Source organism: Streptomyces phytophilus, from assembly GCF_013870535.1.
GTDB lineage: Bacteria > Actinomycetota > Actinomycetes > Streptomycetales > Streptomycetaceae > Streptomyces > Streptomyces phytophilus.
This window is the reverse complement of record NZ_JACBXC010000077.1, coordinates 1-12,028: the sequence shown is the minus strand read 5'-3', so window position 1 is coordinate 12,028 and position 12,028 is coordinate 1. Positions and strand designations below refer to the sequence as shown.

Below are 12,028 nucleotides of genomic sequence, written 5' to 3'. Positions count from 1 at the left end.
CTGCGGTCGATCTTGCCGTTGGGCGTGAGCGGGAGCGTGTCGAGGATGACGATGGCGGCGGGGACCATGTGCTCGGGCAGCCGGGTGGCGGCGAAGTCCCGGACGGCGTCGGCGTCGACGTCGCCGGTCACATAGGCGATGAGTCGTTTGTCGCCGGGTCGGTCCTCGCGGACGGCGACGGCGGTCTGCGTCACGTCGGGGTGGGCGGCGAGGACGGCTTCGACCTCGCCGGGCTCGATCCGGAACCCGCGGACCTTGACCTGCTCGTCGGCACGGCCGACGAAATGCAGCAGACCGTCGTGAGACCACCGGGCCAGGTCACCGGAGCGATACATCCGCGCACCCGGCTCGAAGGGGCAGGCGACGAACCGCTCCGCGGTCAGCCCACCGCGGCCGATGTAACCCCGGGCAAGACCAGGGCCCGCGATATACACCTCACCCGTGACACCCGGAGGTACGGGCCGCAGGAAATCATCCAGCACATAGGTGTGCATGTTGCCGATCGGGCGGCCGATCGCCGGAGGCGCATCGTGCGGCTCGATGCCCGCATCGAGCGGGACAGCGGTGGTGATGACGGTGGCCTCGGTCGGGCCGTAGGTGTTCCACACCTGGGCCTGATGTGTCCAGCGGGACGCCAGGTCGGCGGTCAGCAACTCGGCACCCAGCACCCAGTTCCGCACCCCGGTGACGGCGGCCGGGTCGAGAACACTCAGCAGCGACGGCACCACACTGGCCACAGACACCCCGGAGCTACGGACCATCTCCGCCAGCGCCGCAGGCTCCGCCCGCTCCTCGTCGGAGGCAACCGCCAACGTCCCACCCGCAGCCAGCGTGACCGCGACGTCAAGGACGGCGGCGTCGAAACTGAACGACGCGAACTGCAACGCCGTCACACCCTCCGCCACCCCCAGCACCGGACGCATCGCCTCCGCCAGATTCGCCAGACCGCGATGGGGCACAGCAACGCCCTTCGGGCGGCCGGTCGAACCCGACGTATAGATGACGTACGCAAGTTGCCCCGGCTCCAACACCGTGCCCAGCGGCTCCCCCGACTCCTCCGCAGCAGACACCAGGTCCTCCGCGCTCAACACCACCTGCGCACCACTGTCGGCGACCATGAACGCCAACCGCTCCCCCGGATACGCCGGATCCAACGGCACGTACGCGCCCCCGGCCTTCCACACCGCAACAATCGCCGCCACCATCTCCACACCACGCGGCAGACACAGCCCCACCCGCACTTCCCGACCCACACCCAGCCGGATCAGATACCGCGCCAACCGATTCGCCCACGCATCCAACTCCCCATACGACAGCGCGTCCGCCCCACACCGCACCGCCACCACCTCCGGCGACCGCCTGGCCCGCGCCTCGAACCGGTCCAGCACCGACCCCTCCGGCACCGCCAACTCCGTCGCGTTCCACCCCGACACCACCGACGCCCGCTCCCCGGCGTCCAGCGCGTCGATGTCGCCGACCCGGGTGAGCGGGTCGGCGGCCAGCTGCGCCAGTACGCGGACGAACCGGTCGGCCACGGCCCGCGCGGACCGCTCGTCGAACGCGTCCAGCCTGTAGTCGAGCCAGAACTTCATCCCGTCGTCCGGCTCCACGCCCAGGGCCAGGGCGTACGTGGTCGACTCGCGGAGCCGGGACCCGGTGAGCCGCAGCGGCTCCGGCGGCGCGCTCGCGCCGGCACCGTAGCTCCGGAACGTCATCAGGGTGTCGAACGTCGCGCCAGGCCCGGCGAGGCGCTGGATGTCGGCGAGGCCGAGGTGCTGGTGGTCGAGGAGCGCGGTCTGCTGTGCCCGGACCGCGTCCAGCAGTTCGGCGATCGTCTGCCCCGGGTGCAGCCGTACCCGCACGGGAACGGTGTTGAGGAACAGCCCGACCAAGTCGGCCGTGCCCGGCAGTTCTGCCGGGCGGCCGGTGACCACGCTGCCGAAGACGACGTCGCTGCGGCCTGCGAGCTGCCCTACGACCATCGCCCAGGCGGTCTCCAGCACGGTGTTCAGCGTCAGGCCGCGCCGGCGGCCCAGGTCTGTGAGCGCCGCGGTTAGTTCGGGGCCCGGTTCCGCGACGACCTTGGCGGTGGGGGCCGATCCGCGGTCCTGGTCGGCCCGCGCCACGAGCGTCGGCTCGTCCACGTCGGCGAGGGCCTGCCGCCATGCCTCCGCAGCGGCCTCCTTGTCCTGCCGGGCCAGCCACGCCAGGTGCTCGCGGTGCGGTGTCACAGGAGGAAGGGCGGCGTGGTCGCCGCCAGCCGCGTAGAGCGCCCACAGTTCGCGCAGGACGATCGGCAACGACCAGCCGTCCAGGGCGATGTGGTGGAGGGTGAGCACCATCCGGTACCGCTCCGTGCCGAGCCGCAGCAGCGCCACCCGCAGCAGCGGCGGGCGCGCCAGGTCGAACCGCCGGGCGCGCTCGGCGTCCGCGATCCGCTCGGCCGCCGCCCGTGCCTCCGACGTGCCCAGCCCGGACAAATCCTCCTCGCGCCACGGCAGTGCGACGTCCTCGACGACGACCTGCACGGGCCGCGGCACTCCCGCGAGCTGCCGGAATCCGGCGCGCAGGGCGGCATGGCGGTCCAGCAGCGCCTGCCACGTCAGCCGCACCAGGCCCGGGTCCAGCGGACCGGCCACGTCCAGGGCCAACTGGCCGACGTAGGCATCGGGCGCCTGGTCGTCGTGCAACGCGTGGAAGAGCAGGCCCTCCTGGAGCGGCGAGAGCGGCAGCACGTCCGCCAGGCCCGGCACCGCGGCCGTCAGTTCCGCCCGCTGCTCCGGGTCGAGGTGCAACAGTGGGGCATCCGGTTCCGCTGCCGCGTGGTTCGCGCCGTGGGTCGACGCGACGACGGCCGCCAGGGCGGCCGGTGTCCGGCCCTCGAACACCTGCCGTGTGGTCAGGGCGAGGCCGGCGTCGCGGGCGGCGGACACCAGCAGCATCGACCGGATCGAGTCGCCTCCGAGGGCGAAGAAGTTGTCCTCGGAGCCGACGTCCCCGATGTGCAGCACCTCCGCGAACAGCTCGCACATGCGCTGCTCCAGCGGTGTCACCGGGGCGAGCCCGCGCGCGGATCCGCTGTGGGCGGGCGGCGGCAGAGCGGCGCGGTCGAGCTTGCCGTTGAGGGTCAGCGGCAGCACGTCCAGGACCACGAGGGCGGCGGGAACCATGTGCTCGGGCAGCCGACCTGCGGCGAACTCGAACACGTCATCCGCGTCCACGCTGTCCTGGGCCGGAATGACGTAGCCGACGAGCCGCTTGTCACCCGGCCGGTCCTCCCGCACGACGACCGCCGCCTGGGACACCCGCGGATGCGCGGCGAGCACCGACTGCACCTCGCCGGGCTCGATACGGAAACCGCGGATCTTCACCTGCTCGTCGGCGCGGCCCGCGAACGCCAGCTCGCCGTCCGCCGTCCAGCGGGCCAGGTCCCCCGACCGGTACATCCGCGCACCCCGCTCGAAGGGGCAGGCGACGAACCGCTCCGCGGTCGGTCCCCCGCGGCCGATATAGCCGCGGGCCAGTCCGGCACCGGCGATGTACAACTCCCCCGTCACACCCGGTGGTACGGGTTGCAGCAGGGCATCCAGCACATACACGCGGGCGTTGCCGAGAGGGCGGCCGATCGGAGGCGGTGGGTCGGCCGGGGCGATGCCCGGGCCGAGGGGGGTGGCGGTGGTGATGACGGTGGCCTCGGTCGGGCCGTACGTGTTCCACACCCGGGCCTGCCGCGTCCAGCGGGACGCCAGGTCCGCGGTCAGCAACTCCGCACCCAGCACCCAGTTCCGTACGCCCCCGACCGCGGCCGGGTCGAGCACGCTCATCAGGGACGGCACCACGCTGGCCACCGACACGCCGGAGTTGCGGATCATCTCCGCCAGCGCCGCCGGCTCCACCCGCTCCTCATCCGACGCGATCGCCAGCGTCCCACCCGCGGCCAAGGTGACCGCGACGTCCAGCACCGCGGCGTCGAAGCTGAACGACGCGAACTGCAACGCCGTCACACCCCCGGCCGCCCCCAGCACCGGACGCATCATCTCCGCCAGGTTCGCCACGCCACGGTGCGGGACGGCGACGCCCTTCGGCCGCCCCGTCGACCCGGAGGTGTAGATCACGTACGCCAACTGCCCCGGCTCCAGCGCCGTGTCCAGCGGCTCCGCGGACTCCGCCGCGACGGCTTCCGCCGCATCGTCCAGGGACACCGCGCGCCTCGCCGGCTCCGATGCCACCCCCGCCGTGGCACCGGCCGTCAGCACCACCGCGACTCCGCTGTCGGCGGCCATGAACGCCAACCGCTCCGCCGGATACGCCGGATCCAGCGGCACGTACGCGCCCCCGGCCTTCCACACCGCGAGTATCCCCGCGACCATCTCCACGCCGCGCGGCAGACACAGGCCCACCCGCGACTCCCGGCCCACGCCCAGCCGCCGCAGATACCGTGCCAACCGGTTCGCCCGCCGATCCAGCTCCGCGTACGTCACCGTGTCCACGCCGCATCGCACGGCGCACACGCCCGGCGTGCGCCGTGCCCACGCCTCGAACCGGTCCAGGACCGCCCCGGACGGCACCGCGCGGCGCGTCTCGTTCCACCCCGACACCATTGACGCCCGCTCCCCCGTGCCCAGCAGATCCACGTCGCCCACCCGGGCGTCCGGGCCGGCGCTCATGCGCTCCGCGAATCTCACAAACATCTGTCTCAGCGCCGCTGTCGCCGGCTCGGATATCGAATCCGGAACGGCGGAACCAGATATCACGCACTCTGTCTCGTGCTCGGGTATCGCTCCGCTGTCTGCCCGGCTGGAATTCGGCAGGGAGGCGAGCATTCCCTCGGCCCGCCGCTGGATGACGTCGAGCGTGCTCCTCGGAGCAACCTCGATGCGCAGGGCACCGGGTGTCTCCCCTTCGACGACGACCGCGATTTCCCGGTCACCCGTCATTCGGTGGAAGAATCCCGCCGCAACGGCCGCCGCCTTGGCCGCGGGCGCTTCCAGGTGCGCCACGAGATCGAGGCCGTCCATGAAACGGAGATCCCATGTGCTGCCGGCGGGGCACGGCGTCACGTGCACCACTGGCAGGGCAGGGCTGCGCGAATCAGACATTCCTGAGGTCTCCACTGGCTCAATCGGGCGACGTCGGTAAGGGCGATGGGGGACTGCACGACTCTGCGCCGTCCTCTGCCTGCGATTGGCGGACTCCGTGGGTCTAGCGCGGTCCCGGTCCATGCAGGACGGGGCCGGGTCCGCCCATTCCGGGGCCCGGGCCCATTCCCGGGCCGGGACCGATGAGTATTCCCTGCGGGGGGCCGTCCACCATGGGGGCGTTCGGCGGCATCGGTGCCATCTCCGGCACCGGGGCGTCGCCGTTCTTCGGCTGGCGGGAGAACTGGGTGCGATACAACTCGGCGTAGAGCCCGTCGAGTTCGAGAAGATCGTCGTGGGTGCCGTGCTCTTGGACCTGGCCCTGGTCGATGACGAGGATCTGGTCCGCGTCCCGGATGGTGGAGAGGCGGTGGGCGATCACCAGCGAGGTCCGGCCCGTGAGCGCCGTCTTGAGGGCCCGCTGCAGCGCCGCCTCGGACTCGGAGTCCAGGTGGGCGGTCGCTTCGTCGAGGACCACGATCGGCGGCGCCTTGAGCAGGAGCCGGGCCATGGCGATGCGCTGCTTCTCGCCACCGGACATCCGGTAGCCCCGGTCCCCGACGAGGGTGTCGAGGCCGTCGGGCAGCGCCTCGATCAGGCTCCAGATCTGGGCCGCCCTGCAGGCTTCGACCATGTCCTTCTCGGCGGCGTCCGGGCGGGCGTACTGGAGGTTCTGCCGGATGGTGGTGTGGAAGAGGTGGGCGTCCTGCGTGACCATCCCGACGGTGTCGCGGAGCGAGGCCAGCGTCAGGTCGCGGAGGTCGTGGCCGCCGATCCGCACGACCCCCTCGCCCGGGTCGTAGAGCCGGGGCACCAGGTGGGTGATGGTCGTCTTGCCGGCGCCCGAGGGGCCGACGAGGGCGGTGAGCTTCCCCGCGGGGGCAGTGAAGTTCAGGCCGCGCAGGGTCCACGAGCTCTCGCCGCGCCGGGGTGCGGGCCCCGCGAGGGACTCCAGGGAGGCGAGGGAGACGTCCGCCGCGGAGGGGTAGCGGAAGGAGACACCCGAGAACTCGATCTCCGGGGCACTCACCGCTGACCCGTTCGCCCCGGCTCCGTTCGCCTCGGCCCCGCCGGCCTCGGCTCCGGGTGCGCCGGCTCCGGTCGCGGCGGCCCGGGGCAGGGCGCGGGCGTCGGGCTTCTCCCGGATGAGCGGCTTGAGGTCGAGGATCTCGAAGAGCCGGTCGAAGCTGACCAGCGCCATCAGGATGTCCCGCTGCGCGCCGGAGAGCTGGTTGATGGGCGCGAGCAGCCGGGTGAGCAGGGTGGCGAGGGCCACCAGGGTGCCGATCTGGAAGACGCCCTCGATGACGAGGCCGCCGCCGAGCCCGTAGACCAGCGCGGTGGACAGGGAGCCGACAAGCATCATCGACAGGAACAGCAGCTTGGAGTAGACGGACGCGCGGACGCCGAGGTCGCGGCCCTTGCCCGCGAGGTCAGCGAACATGCCGTTCTCGGTCTCGGGCCGGCCGTAGAGCTTGGCGAGCAGCGCGCCGGTGACGTTGAACCGCTCGCTCATGAACGCGCCGATCTCACCGTTGACCTGCATGTGTTCGCGCATGACGCGCTGCAGCCGGTGGCCGACGACCTTGCCGGGGAGGATGAACAGGGGGAGCATCACGAGGCTGATCAGCGTGATCGCCCAGGAGAGGTAGAACATCGCGCCCAGCACGAGGAGCGCGGTCAGGCCGGCGGAGACGACGGTGGACAGCAGGGACGTCAGGGCCTGCTGGGCGCCGACGACGTCGGTGTTGAGCCGGCTGACCAGGGAACCGGTCTGCGCCCGGGTGAAGAAGCCGAGCGGCTGGCGCTGCACGTGGTCGAAGACCTCCGTGCGCAGGTCGTAGATGAGCCCTTCGCTGACCTTGCCGGAGAGCCATGCCTCGGCGAAGCCGACGACGGTCTGCAGGAGCGACAGGGCCGCGACGGCTACGGAGATCCAGACGACGACGGAGGTGTCCCGCGGCATGATGCCGTTGTCGATGAGGTACTTGAAGAGAATGGGGACGGCGACCACGATTCCCGCGTTGAGCGCGGTGACCCCGAACAGTACGGAAATTCTGAGTCGATGCGGTCGGGTGTAGGGAAGGATGCGCTTCGCCGTACCCTTCTTCACCTTCTGTCTGGTGACCGAATCCGGCCCTCCGGCGCGCATGATGACCGGCCCGGTGCCGCCAATCATGGCCACGAGTTACCTCCAGTGCTCGTCGTCGGGCCGGGATGTCCTAGCGGACGGCCGATTGCTCGTGCCGGTCCATCTCGTCGATGAGGCTCTTCGGCCGCATGTCCGTCCAGTTCTCCTCGATGTAGTCCATGCATGCCTTGCGGCTTTCCTCGCCGAAGACGGGCTTCCAGCCGGCGGGGACTTCGGCGAAGGCGGGCCAGAGTGAGTGCTGGTTCTCATCGTTGACCAGGACCAGGAATGTGCCGTTCTCGTTGTCGAACGGATTCGCCATGACCGCTCCCGTCGGTGGGGTTTCCCTCAAGTCGGAATACACACTAACCAGGCGGGAAGAAGGCGACAAGGTTGGACAACCCGAAGGTGTCCAACTGTGAATTGTCAGCAGTTGGACGGGCGTTATTCGCGGGAAACGGAAAGGAGCGTCTCAGAAATCGGCCGGGGCGGCGCCGGGCGCCGCGAACCCCGCCACCCGGCCGTTCTCCCCCGGCCCGTCGTCGCGCAGCGGAAAGGCGACGGTCACGGCAAGCCCGCCGCCGGATCTCGCCTCGGCGGTGAGCGTGGCGTCGTGGGCGGTGGCGATGGAGCGGACGATCGACAGACCCAGACCGTGGTGCCCGTCGCCGGCGGTGCGGCGGAGCCGCTGGAAGGGGTTGAAGAGGCGCTCGACCTGGTCCGGTGGCACCGCGCCGCCGGTGTTGCGGACGGAGAGGAACGCGCCCCCGTCCCGTACCCCCGTGGCGATCTCGACGCTGCCGCCCGGGACGTTGTAGTCGATGGCGTTGTCGAGGAGGTTGGCCACCAGGCGGTGGATGAGGGCGGAGTCGCCGGAGATGCGGGCCGGTTCCATGGCCGACGCGACGGCCAGTTCACGACGGCCGATCTCGGGCCGGAACGCGGGCAGGACCTCGTGGGTGAGCGCGGCGAGGTCGAGCGGTTCCGGGTTGTCCAGACCCCGGTCGCTGCTGGAGAGGGTGAGGAGGGACTCCAGGAGGGTGGCCTGCTGCTTGCTGATCGTCAGCAGCCGCTCGAAGTTGGCGCGGAAGGATTCGAGGGTGGCGCCGCGGTCGATGAGGGTCTCCTCCAGCAGCGCGTGTTCGAGGGTGAGGGGCGTGCGCAGCTCGTGGGCGGCGTTGGCGACGAATCTCTTCTGGGATTCGAGTGCGGTATCCAGCCTGCCGAGCAGCCCGTTGACGGTGTCGGCGAGGTCCTTCAGCTCGTCGGGCGGGCCACCTGTCGCCAGGCGCTCGTGCAGGTTCCGTGCGGAGATGTGGCGGATGGTGCTCGTCATGGTGCGCAGCGGGCGCAGGACGCGGCCGGCGACCACCCAGCCGAGCCCGATGGCGATGACGGACATGATGGCGAGGGCGAGCCCCGACTGCATGAGCAGCCGGTCGAGCATCGCCTCCCGCTGGTGCCACGCCTGCTGGCGCATCTCCTCGACGATGCCGCCCTCCTGGCTGCCGAGATCCTCGTCCAGCCGGTAGGTGCGGGTGTCCGCCTGGGCGGAGGACCGGGAGGAGCCGTACTGCACGTCCTTGAACGTCACCAGGCCGCCGGAGGGGCGGGCGACGAGGAGGTACGTGATCGCCAGCAGCACGGCGCCGGAGAGGACGAAGAGCGAACCGTACAGGAGCGTGAGGCGTACCCGGACCCGGCGGGGCGTGAGCTGCGCGGACATCGCGCCGACGCGTTTCAGGACGGTCAGGTGCAGTCTCGACAGCCCCATGTGCGTACCTCAAATCCGGTAGCCGCTCCGCGGCACCGTCTCGATCACCGGGGGCAGACCGAGCTTGGAGCGCAGGCGGTTGATCGTGGTCTTCACCGTCGTGGTGAACGGGTCGGCCGCCTCGTCCCACACGCGTTCGAGGAGTTCCTCCGCCGACACCACCCGCCCCTGGGCGGAGAGCAGGCACTCCAGGACGGCGAGTTCCTTGGGGGTGAGGGTCAGGCGTTCGCCGCCGCGGGTGGCGAAGCGCTGGGCGGGGTCGAGCCGCAGGTCGCCGTGCTCCAGTACGGGGGGTACGGCGGGCTGGGCGCGGCGGGCGAGGGCCCGCAGCCGGGCGACCAGCTCGGCGTAGGCGAAGGGTTTGGGCAGGTAGTCGTCGGCGCCGAGGTTCAGTCCTTCGACGCGGTCGATGATCGTCCCGGACGCGGTGAGCATCAGCACCCGCGCGTGGTGGGGCTGGGAGACCAGTTCCTTGCACACGTCGTCGCCGTGGACGCCGGGGAGGTCGCGGTCGAGGACGACGACGTCGTAGTCGACGGTCATCGTGCGCTCCAGCGCGTCGGATCCGTCGTACACGACATCGACGGCCATACCCTCCCGGCGCAGCACCCGTGCCACCGAGTCGGCCAGCTCAGCGTGGTCTTCGACTACCAGAACCCTCATCAGCGGCACCTGCCGGCGGTCTCGCGGGCGCATGGTGAGGATGCGGCGGATGGGCGTTCGGGAACGGCCATCACGACAGACGATCCCCCACCTTGCGTCACACTGCGGTCACAGCGCTTCACTTCGTCGTGTCCCCGTGCTTTTCGGTTCGAACCGGCTTCAGATTAGCGCGGGCCGGCATAAGGCCGGGGTTTCGGCGGACGGGTTCCGGCCGGGCCCGCCTGCTGGTGGCGGCCCGGCCGGCAGGGCTCAGGCCGGGGCGGCGGTGAAGAAGTCGAGGACGGCCGCGTTGACGGTGTCCGGCTTTTCGAGGTAGCCGTAGTGGCCGCAGCCGGGGATCTCGACGTACGCGCCGCCCGGGATGGCGGCGGCGACCTCGCGCGACAGGTGCGGTCGGATGACGAGGTCGTCGCCGAAGCCGATGACCAGGCACGGGCAGGATATGTGCGCGTACGCACCGAGCCGGTCGCCCGTCGTCTGCAGTTCCAGCTGACCGCGGAATGCCGACATGTCGACCGCTGTCATCTCGAAGACGTCGAGCCAGTCCCGCAGCGTCGCCTCGTCGTTGAGCGTCCGCGGGGAGAGGTTCTGGAGGGCGTTGACGTACGCGGCGTAGCGCGGGGGCAGCTTCACGCCGCTGTCGCAGAGGTCGAGTTCGGCGGCGGTCATGGCCGAGATGAGGCCGTCGGCGCGCCCGGTGGGGGCCATGAGGACGGCCTGCCGCACCAGTTCGGGGCGGGCGAGGAGGAGTTCCTGCACGATGCTCGCGCCGAGGGAGAAGCCGACGACGCGGCACGGGGCGAGGCCCAGGTGCTCGATGAGGCCGGCGGTGTCGGCGGCCATGTCGGCGAGGGTGAAGCCCTCGGGGCACGGGTCGCTCGGGGGCATGCCGCGGTTGTCGACGGTGATCACCCGGTGGCCGGCGGCAGTGAGGGCCGGCACCTGGTGGGTGCGCCAGATCCGTCCGGGGGCGCCGGTGCCGGTGACCATGACGACCGGCGGGCCGGTGCCGTAGTCGTCGAAGCCGAGGGTGATCCCGTTGATGCGGGCGGTCGGCATCGGGCCGGCTCCCTTCCTTCGTCGGCCTGCGGTCCTTCGATGGCCGGTGGTCCTCGGGTGGCAGAGCTGTCGGCGGCGGGCCCTCGGCCCGGCGGACGCGGCCGCGGCAGCCGGGGCGTCCGGCTGCCGCGGGGCGGCGATCATGCCGAGCGCCGTGTGAACCAGCCGGCCTTGCCGACGACGTCCGCACCGTGGATCCGTAGGGCCTGCTGGAGCGCGAACTCGGCCATGTAGCGCCGGAACTCGTCCGCCGGCTCTTCGGCCAGGTTCAGCATGTGCCGGTTGGGCACGACGGCGGGGCCGCCGAGCCGTTCGACGGCGGCGGCTATCGCGTCGTCCAGCCGTGCCGGTTCGACCACCTCGTCGAGCACCAGCCGCGCGTCGGGGTCGGTCGCCGGCAGCCGGCGGTCCTGGAGGATGACCTGCCGGGAGATCCGCGGGCCGGTGTGCCGGCCGAGCCGGAAGTTCCCGGCGCCCGGCATGATGCCTTCCCGGGCGGCGGGCAGGGACACGTAGGCGTCCGAGGCGGCGAGCACGTGGTCGCAGACGAGCAGCAGTTGCATGCCGCCGCCGATGGCGAAGGTGTCGACTGCCGCGATCCAGGGTTTCTCCACGGTGCGGGCATGCCAGGGCGCGCCGCCCGCGCCGCGCACCCCTCGGACGATCTTGTGGATGTAGCCCAGCTCGCGGCGGAGCAGGAAGCCCACCAGCGAGATGCCGCCCGCGTGCAGGCTCTTGAGGTTGATGCCGGCGCTGAAGACGCGCCGGCCGCGGTAGCGCGGATGCGTCATCTCGCCGCCGCGCAGCACGGCGACCCGGACGCCCGGGTCGAGCAGTGCGAGGTCGACGGCGGTCTCCATGTCGTCGACCTGCTGCTCGTCCTCGGCGTTGAGGCAGTCGTCGCGGTGCATCGTCAGATACGCGGCGCCGTCGCGCCGTTCGAGCCGGACGGAGTGGGTGTCGACCAGCCCGGTCTCGGTGAACCCCGGCAGCAGCTCCAGTGCGCGAGGGGTGGGGCGCAGCATCGTGTCGAGCAGGTGGGGGCCGGCGACGGGTGAGGCGAGGACCGCCCGCAGGAAGATGCCCTGGTCTATCTCGTGACCTTCTTTGTCCGCCTGGAGCCGGTCGCGCTCCGCGGCCAGCTGCCCGGCGGTGGGTACGAGCCCGGGGTAGGCGAGGGCCGCGGCATGCACCAGGTCGGCGAGCCGGAGGGGTGTGGTGCGGCCGTCGGTGAGCCGGTCGTAGACGGCGTCGACATGGTTG

Annotated in this window: 7 protein-coding genes; all 7 read right to left on the bottom strand. The window is 71.4% G+C overall.

The window, feature by feature from the left end:
- The coding region (locus H5J30_RS07195) for a non-ribosomal peptide synthetase (protein WP_181786317.1) at positions 1–4,667 on the bottom strand (4,667 nt) is incomplete at its 3' end.
- A gap of 535 nt (positions 4,668–5,202) precedes the next feature.
- Positions 5,203–7,317 carry an ABC transporter ATP-binding protein gene (locus H5J30_RS07190; protein WP_181786318.1) on the bottom strand — a complete coding sequence of 705 codons (2,115 nt, stop codon included), beginning with the start codon at positions 7,315–7,317 and terminating at the stop codon, positions 5,203–5,205.
- A 43-nt stretch (positions 7,318–7,360) separates the two neighbouring features.
- The gene (locus H5J30_RS07185; RefSeq protein ID WP_181786316.1) at positions 7,361–7,591 is read right to left on the bottom strand and encodes an MbtH family protein; all 231 of its coding nucleotides are present in this window, start codon (positions 7,589–7,591) and stop codon (positions 7,361–7,363) included.
- Positions 7,592–7,741: 150 nt separating this feature from the next.
- Positions 7,742–9,043 carry a sensor histidine kinase gene (locus H5J30_RS07180; RefSeq protein WP_181786315.1) on the bottom strand — a complete coding sequence of 434 codons (1,302 nt, stop codon included), beginning with the start codon at positions 9,041–9,043 and terminating at the stop codon, positions 7,742–7,744.
- Between the two features lie 9 nt (positions 9,044–9,052).
- Positions 9,053–9,706, bottom strand: a complete 654-nt coding sequence (locus H5J30_RS07175; protein ID WP_026276449.1) for a response regulator transcription factor — start codon at positions 9,704–9,706, stop codon at positions 9,053–9,055.
- A 249-nt stretch (positions 9,707–9,955) separates the two neighbouring features.
- A complete protein-coding gene (locus tag H5J30_RS07170) occupies positions 9,956–10,765 on the bottom strand; it encodes an alpha/beta fold hydrolase (protein WP_181786314.1) in 810 nt (269 codons plus the stop codon).
- 140 nt (positions 10,766–10,905) lie between these two features.
- Positions 10,906–12,028, bottom strand: a 1,123-nt coding sequence (dpgC, locus tag H5J30_RS07165) for a (3,5-dihydroxyphenyl)acetyl-CoA 1,2-dioxygenase DpgC (RefSeq protein WP_181786313.1), incomplete at its 5' end; no start/stop codon positions are given.

Coding starts and splice junctions, on each gene's coding strand:
- H5J30_RS07190 (WP_181786318.1), bottom strand. CDS start 7,317: ATGATTGGCGGCACCGGGCCGGTCATCATGCGCGCCGGAGGGCCGGAT.
- H5J30_RS07185 (WP_181786316.1), bottom strand. CDS start 7,591: ATGGCGAATCCGTTCGACAACGAGAACGGCACATTCCTGGTCCTGGTC.
- H5J30_RS07180 (WP_181786315.1), bottom strand. CDS start 9,043: ATGGGGCTGTCGAGACTGCACCTGACCGTCCTGAAACGCGTCGGCGCG.
- H5J30_RS07175 (WP_026276449.1), bottom strand. CDS start 9,706: ATGAGGGTTCTGGTAGTCGAAGACCACGCTGAGCTGGCCGACTCGGTG.
- H5J30_RS07170 (WP_181786314.1), bottom strand. CDS start 10,765: ATGCCGACCGCCCGCATCAACGGGATCACCCTCGGCTTCGACGACTAC.